Origin of the sequence: Rhizobium sp. BE258 (genome assembly GCF_031457345.1) — a bacterium.
Lineage (GTDB): Bacteria > Pseudomonadota > Alphaproteobacteria > Rhizobiales > Rhizobiaceae > Rhizobium.
Genome location: NZ_JAVDWL010000005.1, coordinates 318508 through 335607 on the forward strand (window position 1 = coordinate 318508; position 17100 = coordinate 335607).

General features: G+C 61.2%; 6 protein-coding genes. 2 read left to right on the forward strand and 4 right to left on the reverse strand.

Annotated elements, in window-relative coordinates:
• Positions 1–89: 89 nt before the first annotated feature.
• A complete protein-coding gene (gene pyc, locus J2X43_RS19860) occupies positions 90–3554 on the reverse strand; it encodes a pyruvate carboxylase (protein ID WP_310296498.1) in 3465 nt (1154 codons plus the stop codon).
• 119 nt (positions 3555–3673) lie between these two features.
• The gene (locus J2X43_RS19865; protein ID WP_112385917.1) at positions 3674–4414 is read right to left on the reverse strand and encodes a LuxR family transcriptional regulator; all 741 of its coding nucleotides are present in this window, start codon (positions 4412–4414) and stop codon (positions 3674–3676) included.
• 315 nt (positions 4415–4729) lie between these two features.
• On the opposite strand from J2X43_RS19865, the gene J2X43_RS19870 reads away from it, so the two are divergent.
• Both J2X43_RS19870 and J2X43_RS19875 read left to right on the forward strand, forming a co-directional pair.
• A complete protein-coding gene (locus J2X43_RS19870) occupies positions 4730–6493 on the forward strand; it encodes a glucan ABC transporter ATP-binding protein/ permease (protein ID WP_112385918.1) in 1764 nt (587 codons plus the stop codon).
• A gap of 286 nt (positions 6494–6779) precedes the next feature.
• Positions 6780–7133, forward strand: a complete 354-nt coding sequence (locus tag J2X43_RS19875; protein WP_112540419.1) for a VOC family protein — start codon at positions 6780–6782, stop codon at positions 7131–7133.
• Positions 7134–7186: 53 nt separating this feature from the next.
• On the opposite strand, the gene J2X43_RS19880 is transcribed toward J2X43_RS19875, so the two are convergent.
• Both J2X43_RS19880 and J2X43_RS19885 read right to left on the reverse strand, forming a co-directional pair.
• Complete coding sequence (locus tag J2X43_RS19880) at positions 7187–8395, reverse strand: OpgC domain-containing protein (RefSeq protein WP_310296501.1); 1209 nt, start codon at positions 8393–8395, stop codon at positions 7187–7189.
• Between the two features lie 97 nt (positions 8396–8492).
• Complete coding sequence (locus tag J2X43_RS19885) at positions 8493–17018, reverse strand: GH36-type glycosyl hydrolase domain-containing protein (protein ID WP_310296503.1); 8526 nt, start codon at positions 17016–17018, stop codon at positions 8493–8495.
• Positions 17019–17100: the final 82 nt, after the last annotated feature.

Genomic DNA, 17100 nt, shown 5'->3' on the forward strand with positions numbered 1-17100 from the left:
CCAAAGGCGTCAAAGACGGCGTCGCCACGATAGTTTATTGCAGCAATACGAGCTCGGGAGGCGGGCGACAGGCCCGCCTCCCGTAAGACTTAGGCTGAGTAGGATACCAGCAAATCCTTGGCATCGATCTGGTCGCCGGCCTTGACGAGAACTTCGGCGATGGTGCCGTCCTTCTCGGCGTGGATCGCCGTTTCCATCTTCATCGCTTCGATCGACACCAGCACATCGCCGGCATTGATCGCCTGACCTGGCGACACAAAGACGCGCGAGATGACACCCGGCATCGGCGCGCCGACATGGGCGGCATTGCCCGGCTCCGCCTTGCGGCGGGCAGCAGCGCCCGATGCGCCATGGGCGCGATCCGGCACCTTGATGCGGCGCGGCTGGCCGTTGAGCTCGAAGAACACGGTGACCATGCCCTGGCTGTCGGTGCCGCTCATCGCCTGATTGACGACGACGAGCGTCTTGCCCTTCTCGATATCGGCAAACAGCTCCTCGCCATCGCCAAGACCGTAGAAATAGGCAGGTGTCGGCAGAACCGAAACCGGACCGTAGGTGTCCGACGCCAGCGCAAAGTCGGTAAAGACCTTCGGATACATCAGGTAGGAGGCAAACTCGAAGTCGCTGACCTCACGCTCGAGCTTAGTCTCGATCGTCTTGCGCTCCGCATCGAGATCGGCCTCTGCAAGCAGCGAGCCCGGGCGGACCGTATACGGCTTGTCGCCCTTCAGCGCCTTCTTCTGCAATGCCTCCGGCCAACCGGACGGCGGCTGGCCGAGATCGCCCTTCAGCATCGAAACGACAGATTCCGGGAAGGAGACTTCCTTGTCCGGGCTGATGACATCGGCGACCGTCAGATCCTGGGAGACCATCATCAGCGCCATATCGCCGACGACCTTGGAGGACGGTGTCACCTTGACGATATCGCCGAACATCTGGTTGGCGTCGGCATAGGCCTGCGCCACGCGATGCCAGCGGGTCTCAAGCCCGAGCGAGCGGGCCTGTTCCTTGAGATTGGTGAACTGGCCGCCCGGCATCTCGTGGAGATAGACTTCCGAAGCCGGCCCCTTGAGATCGCTCTCGAAGGCCGCATACTGATGACGCACCGCTTCCCAGTAGAAGGAGATGCGGCGGATCCATTCGGGATCGAGGCCCGGATCGCGATCGGAACCACGCAGCGCTTCGACGATCGAGCCGAGGCAGGGCTGCGAGGTATTGCCTGACAGCGCGTCCATCGCCGCGTCGACAGCGTCGACGCCGGCATCGACGGCCGCAAGAACCGTCGCAGCAGCAATACCCGACGTATCATGCGTGTGGAAATGGATCGGCAGGCTGGTCGCCTCGCGCAGCGCCTTGAACAGCACCTTGGCAGCAGCAGGCTTCAAGAGGCCCGCCATATCCTTCAGCGCGATGATATGCGCACCGGCCTTTTCGAGCTCGACGGCCAGATCCGTATAGTATTTCAGGTCATATTTCGGGCGCGCCGAATTGAGGATGTCGCCCGTATAGCAGATCGCCGCTTCGCAGAGCTTGTTCTCTTCGGCAATGGCATCCATCGAGACGCGCATGTTCTCGACCCAGTTCAGGCAGTCGAAGACGCGGAACAGATCGATGCCGCCCTTTGCTGCCTGACGGACGAAGTATTTGACGACATTGTCAGGGTAATTCGTGTAGCCAACGCCGTTGGCGCCGCGCAGCAACATCTGCAACAGCAGGTTCGGCGCCGCTTCGCGGACCTGCGAAAGCCGCTCCCAAGGATCCTCGGTCAGGAAGCGCATGGAAACGTCGAAGGTCGCACCACCCCAGCATTCCAGCGACAGCAGATTCGGCAGAGCATGCGCATAGGTGCCGGCAATGCGGGCGATATCGTAGGTGCGCATACGGGTCGCCAGCAGCGACTGATGGCCGTCGCGCATCGTCGTGTCGGTCATCAGCACGCGTTTTTCATTGCGCATCCATTCGCCGAACTTCTTTGGTCCTAGCTTGTCGAGCAGCTGCTTGGTGCCGTCGGGGATAGCGCCGCCATTGGTATAGGGCACGACCGGTTCGGCAATATCGGCAGATGGCTTCGGCCGGTCCTTGGCCTCAGGATGGCCGTTGACCGTCACATCAGCCAGATAGGTGAGCAGCTTGGTGGCGCGGTCCTGACGCTTGACCTGCTGGAAGAGTTCCGGCGTCGAGTCGATGAAGCGCGTCGTGTAGCTGTTATCCTTGAAGTTCGGATGCGTGATGATCGCTTCGAGGAAGGTCAGGTTGGTGGCGACGCCGCGGATACGGAACTCGCGCAGCGCGCGGTCCATGCGGGAAATCGCTTCCGAAGGGTTCGGCGCCCAGGCCGTTACCTTCACCAGTAGCGGATCGTAATAGCGGGTGATGATGGCGCCCGAATAGGACGTGCCGCCGTCGAGACGGATGCCGAAGCCCGAGGCCGAACGGTAGGCAGTGATGCGGCCGTAATCCGGAATGAAGTTATGCTCCGGATCCTCGGTGGTGATGCGGCACTGCAGCGCGTGGCCGTTGAGCTTGATGTCTTGCTGCTTCGGCACGCCAGACTCCGGCGTGCCGATCGCGAAGCCATCGAGGATATGGATCTGCGCCTTGACGATATCGATGCCGGTGACGACTTCGGTGACCGTGTGCTCGACCTGGATACGCGGGTTCACCTCGATGAAGTAGAATTTGCCGGTATCGGCATCCATCAGATATTCGACGGTGCCGGCACCGATATAGTTGGTGGCCTTGGCGATCTTCAGCGAATAGGCAGCCAGTTCCTGGCGCTGCGCTTCGGAGAGATACGGCGCCGGCGCACGCTCGACGACCTTCTGGTTGCGGCGCTGGATGGAGCAGTCACGCTCGAAGAGATGCACGACATTGCCATGCGTATCGCCGAGAATCTGGCTTTCGACATGGCGGGCGCGCTCGACGAGCTTTTCCAGATAGACCTCGTCCTTGCCGAAGGCGGCCATTGCCTCGCGCTTGGCTTCCGTCACTTCGCGGGCAAGATCCTTCGGATCGCGAATGGCGCGCATGCCGCGCCCACCACCGCCCCAGGAAGCCTTGAGCATCACGGGATAGCCGATCTCCTCGGCCATCTTGGCGACAACCTTCATGTCGTCAGGCAGCGGCTCGGTTGCCGGAACGACGGGAACACCGACGGAGATCGCGAGATTGCGGGCCGCGACCTTGTTGCCGAGCTGACGCATCGTATCCGGCTTCGGACCGATGAAGATGATGCCGGCGGCATTACAGGCATCGACGAATTCGGGGCTCTCGGACAGCAGGCCGTAACCTGGATGGATCGCATCGGCGCCGGACAGCTTGGCAACACGGATCACTTCGTCGATCGACAGATAGCTCTCGATCGGCCCGAGATCACGGGCAAGATGCGGCCCGCGGCCGACCTGATAGCTTTCGTCGGCCTTGAAGCGGTGCAGCGCGAGTTTGTCTTCCTCTGCCCATATCGCGACCGTTTTTATCCCGAGCTCATTGGCCGCGCGGAAAACGCGAATGGCAATTTCGGAACGGTTGGCGACAAGAATCTTCGAAATGGGCAATGCACTCTCCTCAAAGCACGGATCACGCGGGCAATGCTGCACCCGCGAAGAGAATTCTTAACGTGCTGTTACAGAAAGTTCAATTTCCCTTGCCGCCACGAAATAGAATTTCTCCGTCATTAGGTAATTAAGCCGTACCTAAAGGCCAGAGCGACGGCCTGTTGACGGTTTTTGGCCTTCAGCTTGTCCTGAATGCCGTTCATGTACCAGTCGACGGTGTGGTTGGAGATGCTGAGCAGCTTGCTGATTTCGATCGAGGTCATGCCGTCGGCGAGATAATGCAGGATCTCCAGCTCGCGCCGTGTCAGCGGCGTCTCCATCAGAGTCGGGCTATCGAGTGCATCGGCGTCGCCACGCAATTCGAGCAGCCGCCAGAACGCCTTGTGGGTCACGCCACAGAACAGCGACATCTCCACAGGCGACAGATCGACCGGGACGCCGCCGATGCTGAGGCTCCCCAGCAGGCCACTACGGCCGTGAACCGGGAAGACGTAGCCGTCGCCCAGGCCATGCTGTGCCGCGTCGGCCATCATCTGCTCCATGCGGCGCTGATGCGGATCGCGCCGGTAGGCAGCAAGTCCTTCGCGCCATCGGAACGGCCTGTGCGTCTGGCCGAGATAACGCATGGTCGGGTCGATGAGGAAATATTTCTTGGTTGCATAGACCTGTGTCCAGGTCTCCGGCCAATCGCCGGCCAGCACCGTGCCCCAGGGATCGACGCTGCGTTTCGGATGGCGCAGAAGCACATAATATTGGAAGCCGTAGGAATGCAGGACATTCTCCAGCTCCTCGACGACACGCTCGACCTTCTTGCATTCCTCTAGAACGACAAGCAATTGAATCAACGAATGAATATTCACAAATGCCCCCTGCCCGAAAAGGGCGTGCGGTTGAGGGCCGTCGACCGGCACTAACGCAGCCGGCATCCCAACGGTCTTCGGTTCAATGATTTAACCCGTATGAGTTTAAGGTGCGACGTACCGCCTTCCAAATGCAAGCGAAAATTGTCACAACCGTTCTCGGGTGAACAACTTTCGGCCCATGTCATCTCGTCGCACCCTGCTTTTGACGCCTTCTGAAAAGTCCCGGGTGAACACGGTGTTAATCGCCGGTTCAGGTAGATTTTAGTAGCGTCGCAACATCCCGTTTTGCAGATGCACAAAAGAGGTACTGCCGTGTCGCTATTCAAGGTCTATGCAAGAGCCTTGCGCTACCTTGGCGCATACAAGCTCCGCGTATCCCTGGTGGTCGTTGCCAACATTGTTCTGGCTGCCATCACCATCGCGGAACCGATCCTCTTCGGCCGTATCATCGATGCCATCTCCGGCAAGGGTGACGTGAAGCCGATCCTCTTCATGTGGGCAGGCTTTGCCGTCTTCAACACCATCGCCTTCGTGCTTGTCGCCCGCGAGGCCGACAGGCTGGCGCATGGCCGCCGGGCCACGCTTCTGACCGAAGCCTTCGGCCGCATCATCTCCATGCCGCTCTCCTGGCACCACCAGCGTGGTACGTCGAATGCGCTGCATACGCTGCTGCGCGCCTGTGAAACGCTGTTCGGCCTCTGGCTCGAATTCATGCGCAATCACCTTGCAACTGCCGTCGCCATCATGCTCTTGGTTCCGACCGCCATGATGATGGACCTGCGTCTGTCTGCAGTGCTCGTCGTGCTCGGCGTTGCCTACTGGCTGATCGGCCGCCTCGTCATGAGCCGCACCAAGGATGGTCAGGCTTCTGTCGAAAACCACTACCACACCGTTTTTTCGCATGTCAGCGACTCGATCAGCAACGTCTCGGTCCTGCATAGCTACAACCGTATCGACGCCGAAACGCGTGCCCTGAAGGGCTTCACTGACCGCCTGCTGCAGGCGCAGTATCCGGTTCTCGACTGGTGGGCTATCGCCGGCGCGCTGAACCGCATGGCGTCCACCATCGCAATGATGATCATTCTGGTCATCGGCACGCTGCTGGTCCAGGCTGGCGAACTGAAGATCGGTGACGTCATTGCCTTTATCGGTTTTGCCAACCTGCTGATCTCGCGCCTCGACCAGATGCGCCAGTTCGCAACGCAGATCTTTGAGGCCCGCTCGAAGCTCGAAGACTTCTATGTCCTCGAAGACTCCGTCCGTGACCGCGAAGAGCCTGCCGGCAATGTGGATATCAAGGACGTCAAGGGCGAAGTCGAATTCCGCGACGTCTCCTTCGGCTTCGGCAATTCCTCGCAGGGCCTGCACAGCGTCAACTTCAAGGCCAAGGCCGGCCAGACGATCGCCATTGTCGGCCCGACCGGCGCCGGCAAGACAACGCTCGTCAACCTGCTGCAGCGCGTCTACGACCCTGACAGCGGTGAAATCCTGGTCGACGGCCAGGACATTACCAAGGTCACCCGCAAGTCGCTGCGCCGCTATATCGCAACCGTCTTCCAGGATGCCGGTCTGCTGAACCGTTCGATCAGCGACAACATCCGCCTTGGCCGCGAGGGCGCCAGCGAAGAAGAGATGCGTCAGGCAGCAGAAGCCGCCGCCGCGGCCGACTTCATCGAGACGCGCGAAGACCAGTATGACACCCATGTCGGCGAGCGCGGCAACCGTCTCTCCGGTGGTGAGCGTCAGCGCATCGCGATCGCCCGCGCCATCCTGAAGGATGCGCCGATCCTGGTGCTCGACGAAGCGACCAGCGCGCTCGACGTCGAAACGGAAAACCGCGTGAAGGCTGCTATCGACAACCTGCGCCAGAACCGCACCACCTTCATCATCGCCCACCGTCTGTCGACGGTCCGCGAGGCCGACAAGGTGCTGTTCCTCGACAACGGCCGGATCGTCGAGCAGGGCAGCTTCGATGAACTGAGCCAGAGCAACGGCCGCTTTGCCGCCCTGCTCCGCGCCAGCGGCATCCTGACGGACGAAGAAGTCCGCAAGGCACATGCGACCGAAGCCGCATAAACTAGCGGCCGCACAGAACTTGGATATCAGGCGGGGGGGGTCGCCCCTCCGGCCTTTTCTTATGTGGCAGCGGATCAGCGGATGGAAATGCTCGAGCGGCGACCACTGAAGTCCGGCGCCACCTGCTCAAGAGAAGCTTGCAGTCCCCGCTTGCCACCAGATTGATGGCGTGGGGCAAACCGAGATGGCAGAAGCGATCGCGGCTCATCACCAACACCGGATGAGAGCTTCAATCTCCCAATAGAAGGCTCTAGCATCGCCCCTTCACAACCAGGGAGGATCCATCATGGCCGTACGCCGCATCATTGCCAATCTGCCGGCAGCCGATCAGGCACGGACGCAGCGCTTCTATGGTGAAGTGCTTGGGTTGGATATTCTGATGGACCATGGCTGGATCATTACCTATGGCAATGCCACCGCGATGCAGGTTCAGCTCAGCATTGCCAGCGAGGGCGGCTCAGGCACGCCTGTTCCGGATATCTCCATGGAAGTCGATGATGTCGATGCCGTTCTCTCGGCGATGCGGCAGGCAAAATTCGAGATCGTCTACGGCCCCGCCGACGAGCCGTGGGGCGTCCGGCGCTTCTTTGTCCGCGATCCCGCGGGCAAACTCGTCAACATCCTGCAGCATATAAAATAAGCCGGCGGGCTGTTGCGCCGCCGGCTTGATATCTTGGAATCTTTGGCACGCCGTTACTTCCGCCCGTCGTTGATCCGCACCGGAACCGGCATGGCGCCGCGTCCGATCGCTGGCTTGGCCTTCTCATCCAGACGCTTGCGCTCCAGATGGTAGGCATAGGCGAACTGCGCGGCGATACCGGCAACCACGAACATCGGTCCGATGAACTGATCGCGGTTGGTGACATAGAGCAGGACCTGACCCGCCATCGCCAGGATCGTACCGGCAACGAAGATGTTCAGCGAATGCCGGCCAAGGATCGTCAACGGATGATCCGCCGGGCGGCGCAGCATGCGCGACAGCGCCGGGATGTTGATGACGAGATAGGTCAGGGCCAGCACATGCAACAGACGCGGCAGCGACAGGAAGGTCTTGTCGAACCCGGTCAGAACGCTCGGGAGACCCAGCGCCGCCAACGCGTTGCCGAGATCCCAGAGATGACCGACAACCCAGGCGAAGGACAGGGCCACATAGCCGGATGCCAGCACGAACAGGATCGGGTGCTGCGGCAGCGAGCCGCCGCGCTTGACGTGCATCATCCCAACGATGCCGATGGTGAAGATGAACTGCCAGGACAGCGGGTTCAGGAACCAGTAGTCGGCAATGATCATGTTATGCGGGGCGATCTGATAGATACCGGCCATCAGCCACACAGCGCCCGACACGCTGAGTGCCAGCAACGGATGCCAAGAGTTCAGCAGCAGGATGATCGGCACCATCAGCATCAGCGCGCCATACATCGGCAGGATATTGTTGTAGCCAATCTGGTGTCCCAGCAGCAGCAGCGCCGGAATGCCCTCTTTCAGATTTGTCAGCACGGCAAGAATATTGATTTCCACCAGCAATCCAGGCCGGTGGAATAGCCAGGCGCCGCAAATGAACAGCGCCAGGGTCATGAAGGTGGTGATCATGTGCGCGAGGTAGAGCGTGAAGGCGCGCTTCACGGCCTTCCTCGCCATCTCCAGCCTGCGGCCGAACTTGAAGCCGGATCCATAGGCCAGACCGACAGCAATACCCGAGATGAGGACGAAAGCCTCGGCCGCATCGGAGAAGCCGAAATTCTTCGTCGTCACATACTCGAAAATCTGCCCGGGGACGTGGTTGATGAAGATCGTGATCAGCGCCAGCCCGCGCAACACGTCTAGTCTTGTGTCACGTTGCGGCCGGGCCGCAGATCGGGAAACGCGCTCAGCGCCGATGGCTTTTTCCGGCGTAGTCGCCATTATTCTCTCCTGGTTCCGATTTGCAAACGCGGTTGCGGCCAAAAGGTTTCCCTTTTGGCCGCAACGAATCGCCGGAGTGTGAGCTTAGGAAATGCTGCTATCCGACCGGATATCCCTCAGAGGGATTGGCGATGTCGTTGCCATTGATAACAAGACTGTAGCCGCCGGGTTGGGACGATTTTGAGACCGAGATGCGGTATTTCACACCGGAATGTTCGACCTCCGCCGAGAAGCCGTCCCAGGCGCTTGGCAGCGCCGGACGGACGAACAAACGCCCATCCTTCAGCCGGATTCCGAGGATGCCTTCGACGGCCGCGCGGTAGAGCCAGCCGGCCGATCCCGTGTACCAGGTCCAGCCACCGCGGCCCTTGAGAGCGCCTTCGCCATAGACGTCGGCAGCAATCGTGTAGGGCTCGACACGATAACGCTCGGCCGATCCCTTGTCCCGCGAATGGGTGATCGGGTTCAGCAGTTCGAAGCAGGCGAACGCATCGTCGCCCCGGTTCATTTCTGCAAGCGCCATAACCACCCAGGTCGCCGCATGCGTATACTGGCCACCGTTCTCGCGAACGCCCGGAGGATAGGCCTTGATATAACCCGGATCCTTGGCCGAGGTGGCGAAAGGCGGTGTAAACAGGCGGATGATGCGGGTATCGCGATCGACGAGGCGGTTCAGCACCGCATCCATCGCTGTCTTCGCATGCTCGGGATCGCCTTCGCCCGAAAGCACGCTCCAGGACTGCGCGATCGAATCGATCTGGCATTCCAGGCTTTCCTTCGAACCCAGCAGGCTGCCGTCGTCGAACGTGCCGCGGCGATAGTAGCCGCCGTCCCAGCCTGCGCTCTCCAGTGCTGCCTTCAGCTCGCCGAGATGCTTGGTCCAGCGCTCGACGCGAGTCGTGTCGCCACGCTCCTGCGCATAAGGTGTGAACGAGCGAAGTGCACCGGCAAGGAACCAGCCGAGCCAGACGCTGGTGCCCTGGCCATGGATGCCGACGCGGTTCATGCCGTCGTTCCAGTCGCCACCGAGGATCAGCGGCATGCCGTTCGAGCCGGTCCGCTTGATCGCCAGATCGAGGGCGAGAGCGGCATGTTCGTAGATGCTCGCCTTGTCTTCTGAAATCTCCGGCTTGTAGAACGAGTCGTGTTGTCCTTCGAGAAGCGCCGGCCCTTCGAGGAACGGCAGCTGCTCGTCGAGCACGGACTTGTCGCCGGTGACGCCGCAATAGTGATGGATGCCATAGGCAAGCCAGACGACGTCGTCGGAGATCAGCGTGCGGACGCCCGCACCCGTTCCCGGCAGCCACCAATGCTGAACGTCACCCTCACGGAACTGACGCGAAGCGGCGTTGACGATCTGGTTGCGCGCCAGCGACGGATCCTGCAGCACGAAGGCCAGAGTATCCTGCAGCTGGTCGCGGAAGCCGAAGGCACCGCTGGCCTGATAGAAGGCCGAACGCGCCATGATTCGGCAACCAAGGCTCTGATAGGGCAGCCAGGCATTGATCAGGTTGTTCATGCCCTGATCAGGTGTCGAGATCTGCACCTTGCCGGTGAAGCCCTGCCAGAAATCGCGGTTTGCCTGGACAGCATCGTCGATGCTCGCGGAACGGATATCCTTGACCAGAGTCGCCGCCTCGTCCTTCGAGCCGGTATCCCCGAGGAAGAACGTCACGTCGCGGCTTTCGCCGGGCGCCAGCGTGATATCGATCGCGAGCACCGCGGCCGGATCGCCGTCGAGTTCCTTCGCGCCCGAAAGCGGAACGGAGGGCTTCAACGCCTGCGGCGACTGGATCGTACCCGCCTTGCCGATGAATTCGCGGCGGCTGGTCGCGAAGCTCGATGGCTTCTCGCTCGCCGCGAAGAACGATACGCGCTTCGAAAAGTCGATGCTGTACTGGTTGGCGGCGAAGAGAGCACCCGTCTCCTCATCTGCCGATGACAGGATGAAGGGTGTGGTGCGCTGCGGATTGTTGCCGAGCACCCATTCGACATAGCCATAAAGCCTGAGCTTGCGGGCGCCGGAGCTGTTGTTGCGCACGCGCACGCGCTGCATTTTCACCGGCTTTTCGCGATGAACGGTCTGGGTGACCTCCATGGCGATATCGTTCTGCTCGCTGGAGAAGACCGAGTAGCCGAGACCATGGCGGGTTTCGAAACGCGCGTCGGCGCGCTGCGACAGACCGGCATAGGGCGTCAGGATGGCGTTGTTGTCGAGGTCGGCGACATAGATTGCCTCACCCGAGCGATTGACCACGGCATCGTTCGACCAGCTGGTCAGCTGATAGTCACGCGAGTTCACCGACCAGGTGAAACCGGCGCCTTCAGCGGAAACATGGAAGCCGAACCTGTCGTTCGAGATGACGTTGATCCACGGCTGCGGCGTCGCGGTGCCGGCGGCGAGGCGAACCACATATTCGCGTCCGTCGCGGGCAAAACCGCCGTAGCCGTTCCAGAAGTCGAGATCGCCTTGCTCTTCGATATCGGCAGCAACCGGACGCGGCTTGATGACAGGCGCGATGCGCTTCGGCGCTGCCGCCTTGGCGCGTTCGGACGCCTTCTGCATCTCTTCCTGCTCTTCCTTGGAAGGCGAGGTAAGAGCAATGGCGCGATTGATCTGATCGATCACCTTGCCATTCTTCGCGTGGAAGGTGACGCGGGCGGCGGCCAGCAGCGCGTGATAGGTCGTCTCCTCCATCAGATCCTTGCGGACGGCAAAGATATGCTGGCGTAGACCATCGGCCTGGCCCATCCGGCGGACGTTTTCGCACATCTGGTCGACAGCATGCTGCATGTCCTGCGCATAGGAGGAGGCGCGCTCATTCATGATCACCAGATCGGCGGTGACGCCCCGCGAGCGCAGATATTCCTGCGTCAACAGCGCCTCACGAACGATATCGAGATCGAGATCATCGTTGATGCGCAGCATGAAGATCGGGAAGTCGCCCGAGATCGCCAGCGGCCAGAGCGACGACTGCGAGGCCATGCCCGCCTGAACGGCAGCGGCATCGGCGCGCAGATCCATGTCGGGATAGACCAGATAGCGGCCGAGATGCTGGAAGGCAGCGGCCTGCTGCGAGGTCACGCCGACATGGCGCATCTGCACCTGCGTGCGTGTCCAGGCCTGAACCAGCTCGTGCTGGAAAGCATCGGCGTGGCGGTAGCGCTCGACAGCCTTGTCCACTTCGTCGCGGCTTGGCGCAGCGATCGTCCAGAAGATCACGCTGACCTTCTTGCCGGCTGGCACGCGAACCGTGCGGCGCAACGACAGGATCGGATCGAGCGTGAAGCCGTCAGTACCCGACAGCGTCGCGCCCGGATCGAACGCAGCAGCATCCGAAAGGCTGCGGCCGCGGCCGAGGAACTTGCGGCGATCGGTTTCGAACTCTGTCTGACGCTGCGGACCGGCGCTGTCGACGATCAGATGGGCGATGCTCATGTTCGCTTCGTTCGGATCGCGCTTGTTGCGTTCCGCTCGGATGACATCGCCGCGCTTGCCGAAGTCGGTCTTGACGAACATACGGGCAAAGGCCGGATGAGCATTGTCCGTGTCATCGCTGGTGAGCACGGGTTCCATATAGGAGGTAACTTCGATGAAGCGATCTTCCGAGCCCATGTTGAGCAGCGTCAGGCGGCGGCCATCGGCATCGTGCTCGGTGGCGACGATGCATTCGACTTCGCTGGTCAGATCGCCGACGACCTTGGTGAACTCCGCCTTTTCATCGGCGAAGAGCACGTTGACCTTTTCGCCTTCGACGCTCTTCGGCTCCGCGGTCGCCGACCACCATTCGTTGGTGACGGTGTCGCGCAGGAAGATGAAGCTGCCCCAGCGGTCTTCGGTCGGATCGGGCTTCCAGCGGGTGACGGACTGGCCGTTCCAGCGGGCGTAACCGGCGCCGGTCGCCGTCAGCATCATCGAGTAATGGCCATTCGACAGGAAGACGAGTTCGCGGTCGCGAGACAGCGGATCGGCGATCTTGCGCAGTTCCGGACGCAGAAGATCGTCCTGGATGCTGGCGGGCGTGTCGGACTCGTGCTTGCCGCTCATCACCGGGATATCGCGCGGCGCCTTTTCCTGCAGCAGCAATTCCGCCGCTTCGATCACCGGATCGGAGTGGAAGAGTTCGCGCAGGTGGCCGTTGAAGGCGACGTTGGCGACGGCTGCGATCGACATGCCATGGTGGTGGGCATAGTAGTTATAGACCACTGCACACTTCTTGCCCTCAGGCACGCGCGTTGGCGTGAAGTCGACGGCGTCATGATAGCCATACTTGCCAAGTGCGCCGAGCGCACGCAGGCGATCGAGGTTTTCGAGCGCAGCCTTCGGATCGTACTGGCTGGCCAGGATCGATGCATAAGGCGCAATGACGGCGTTGTGGCCGAGGCCACGCTTCAGGCCAAGCGTCGGCACACCGAAGTTGGTGTACTGGTAGTTCATGTTATGGTCGCGGGCATTGAAGGCGGCTTCCGAGATACCCCACGGAATGCCGAGCTTGCGGCCGTAATTCATCTGCTCGACGATAACGAGATTGTTGGTCTGGTTGAGAATACCGCCACCGCGCTCCTGCATGACCAGAGGCGGCATCAGATACTCGAACATCGAGCCGGACCACGAGACCAGCGCGCCCCGCGAGCCGACCGGAACGACCTGGCGTCCCAAGCGGTACCAGTGCTCCGTCGGCAGATCGCCCTTGGCGATACCGAACAGCGACGTCAGGCGGCATTCCGATGCGAGAAGGTCGTAGCAGGCCTGATCGAGCTCGCCGCTTTCGACGCGGTAACCGATCGACAGCAGGCGGCGCTCCGGACGGAACAGGAACGAGAAGTCCATCGAGAAGGCGAGATCACGCGCCTTGTCGCGCAGCGCAATCAGGCGTGGGCGCAGCGGATCGATATTCGACAGATCATAGGTGCTGTCGGAAATATGCGCTTCGCAGACCTTCACCAGTTGCTCGGCCCAACGGGTCAGCTCGCCGCTCAGCGACGACTTGACTTCGTGGTCGAGATTGGCAGCCAGCTTCTGGATATCACGGGCGAGAACAGCCAGGTTGATGACGCGGATCGAGGCGAACTCGTGCTCACGCTTGACCGCGGCCAGTGCGTTCTGGAAGCCGATGATGCGTTCTTCCAGGCGGCGGCGCAGCGGGCGGACGGTCTTGCGATCGTCAGGCAGGTCGGCAAGCACTTCGCCGAGGATGCCGGCGGTATCGCCGACACCATCGAGATTGCCCTGCATATGCGCAGACGGTGCTTCCGCCCAGTTGCGGCACGCCGACGAAACGGCGATCAGGTGACCGGCCAGGTTGCCGCTATCGACGGCCGAAACATAGCGCGGGCCAAGCGTCTGCAGCGTGTCGGTATGATACCAGTTGAACAGATGGCCACGGTACTTCTCCATCTTGTCGATGGTGGCGATCGTCTTCTCCAGGCGGTCGATCGTCTCTTCGAAGGAGAACCAGCCGAACTGGCGGCCGGAAACGACCGAGAGAAGATATACGCCGATATTGGTCGGCGACGTCCTGGTTGCCACGATCACGTGCGGCGTTTCCTGCACGTTGTCAGGCGGCAGATGGTTCTGCTCGGCCGTCGTGAACGTGTCGAAATAACGCCAGGTGCGGCGTGCGATCTTGCGCAGTTCGGTGGAGTCGGACTCTGCCACTTCGAGCCGGTCTTCGGTTTCCGCCGACTGGCTCACATAGTAGGCAACGAGCGGCGAAAGGATCCAGAGAACGGCGAAGGGAATACCGACGAGGAAGGCCTTGTCGCCCGAAAGCGCCGCGAAGGCGAGCGCAAGCAGTGCCAGCACCGGCGCATGCCACATGGCCTTGTAATAGGAGGCAATCGTTCCCTGTTTGCCAGCCTGAACGCTGGCGGCAGTGCGCCATTGCAGCATCAGCTTGTGGCTGAAGAACAGACGGTACAGCGAGCGGCCGATGGCATCGGCCATCATGCAGGCGGTATCGGCAATGAAGACGATCCGCAGTGCCACCTGGGCGTTCGCCGCGCGGATATCGGACCAGACCGTATAGAGATGGGCACGCGCGACGATATCGCTGGTGCGCGGAATGATGCCGTTGATCAGCGACAGCGTCGGAGCGACGAATAGGCAGAAGATCAGCAGGATCTGCCAGACCAGCGCGCCGAGCGGACCCATGAAATACCAGCCGAGCACGGACGCGAAGAACCAGGCGATCGGGGTCAGCGAGCGGCGCAGGTTGTCGAACATCTTCCAGCGGCCGAGCGCGGTGACGCCGTATTTCGGATTGAACATGTAAGGCAGGAGCTGCCAGTCGCCGCGCGCCCAGCGATGCTGGCGCGAGGTTTCGACTTCGTAGCGGATCGGGAAGTCTTCGACGAGCTCCAGATCGGTGACGAGCGCGCAGCGCGCCATGGAGCCTTCGAGAAGGTCATGGCTGAGAACCGAGTTCTCATCGATACGGCCCTTCAGCGACGCTTCGAAGGCGTCGACATGATAGAGGCCCTTGCCGGTGAACGTGCCCTCGCCGGCCAGATCCTGGTAGACGTCGGAGACAGTAAAGACATAGGGGTCGAGACCGCGGTTGATCGAGAACACGCGCTGGAAGACCGAGGCATCCTTGCCGGTCGTCAGCGACGGGGTGACGCGCGGCTGCAGAACGCCATAGCCGCTTTCGACGCGGCCGGTCTTCGGGTTGAGCACCGGGCGGTTGATCGGATGATAGAGCTTGCCGACGAGCTTGGTCACCGCATCGCGCATCAGGCGCGTGTCGGCATCGAGCGTCATCACATACTGGACGTTCTCCGGCACGATGTTGGCGCCCGGCAGATAGGTGGTGTCGGCATCACCGCGCAGCAGCATGTTCAGCTCATGCAGCTTGCCGCGCTTGCGCTCCCAGCCCATCCACGCGCCTTCCGAAGGATTGTAGAGGCGGCGGCGGTGCAGCAGATAGAAGCGGGTCTTGCCATCGGACGCATAGCGCGCCGAGAGGTTCGCGACTTCGCGACGGGCATAATCCAGCACTTCGAGATCGTTGGCGGTTTCCTCAACCTGACTGTCCGGCCAGTCGCTGAGCAGCGAATAGTAGATCTCACCGCGCGGGTTCGCGAGATAGTGAACCTCGAGATTGCGGACGAGCTCATCGACGCTATCGCGGTTGGAAATCAGGCAGGGCACGACAACGAGTGTGCGCGCGTCCTCCGGAATACCTTCCTTGAACTCGTAGCCAACGAGACGCGATGGCGTCACGAAGAACGACAGCACGGTGTTGAATAGCCCCGTCGCGCCTTCCGAAGCCGGCAGCGAGAACATGATCAGGAGAACGATGATCTCTGCAGGGCTCATGCCGGCATTCGCCATGAACTTGCCGACAATCACCATCGCCAGGATCGTCAACAGAGCGACGGGTACGGCGATCGACAGCCAATTGAACTTGCGGACGGTGCGAACGAAATGCTGCACGAGCGTCGGGCGATAGTTCGCGCGCGCCTCGAACTTCGGGCGATGCATGCCCGCGAGGAAGCCCCCGACATTCGGCTCGTGCGGCTGCGGCTCATCGGAGGCCTTGGCCTCCTCGGTCATATCCAGCGCCAGCTGCGCCACTTCCATTTCACTGAGCGGCGAACGCTTGGCGAGCTTTTCGATCTGCTTGCGGTATTTGTTGCGTGAGCCGGAATCGAGAATGCCGTAATCCGATTTGTCCCAGAGCAGCTGGTCGACATGGCTCACCTGCTCGACCCAGACCGACCATTCGGTGTCGTCGATCTCGCGCAGGCTGCGGATGATGTTGCCCATCGTCACGTTGCCGGATGACAGGCGGCTGTGCTCTGCCATCGTCGCTTCTTCGGTATCGCGGCCGAGCGAAGCGAGACGGTCGTCCAGCCAGGCAATCGCCAGGCTCGACGATTGAGAGCCGTCGCGCATGCGATAGAGGAACTGCGTCGAGAACGTATTGTCCTCGGCAAGCGTCTCCAGTGTCTTCAGGTATTCGGCAGCCTTCGCCGGATCGGCCAGACGTACCAGCTCGTCGGCGGCCTCGTTGGCGCGGCGGCGCATCCGGCGGCTGCGTTCGACGCGGCTCGAAATGCGGCGCAGATTTTCAACGAGCACGTACCTGACCAGCGACGGAACTGCCCAGAGCTCCCCGATCTTCAGCGTCTCGGTCTGCTGGAAGCCATCGACGAGAGCCGTCAGGCTTTCCTGCGAAACGGTGCTGTGCGTATGCGCCACGTAGAGCCAGGCGAGAACCAGCGTCCGCGGGACCTGCGTGCCGCCAACATTGACGGTCGGCAATTCGCGATAGAAGCGGCGCGGAAAGTCGCGGCGCACTTCTTGGATCGCCTCTTCGACGATGTAGTGATTGTCGAGCAGCCACTCCGCGGCAGGCGTGATGGTCTCGCCCGATTCCACATCTGCGGCGGTCGTACGATAGACGCGCAAGATCTCCTTTTCGTTCTCCTTGTGCCGCGCGAAGAAATCGAAAGGCGCAAAGGCGGGAAGCGATTCCGCCCCGCTGCGGGCGACCATTTCGCCCATCGCCTTGATGTCTTCGATGGAGAGGTATGTCGAACGGATCGAGTCGTTATGATCGATCTGCTTCGTTTCGGAATCGCGCGACGGGCTCGGAGACGGATTGGAAATTGACATGGGTTCGGTTCTGGATCCAAACAAAGTTATGGTAATTTTGGCTAGCCTTTTGCACCGGCAAATATGACTGCCGCATGAACGG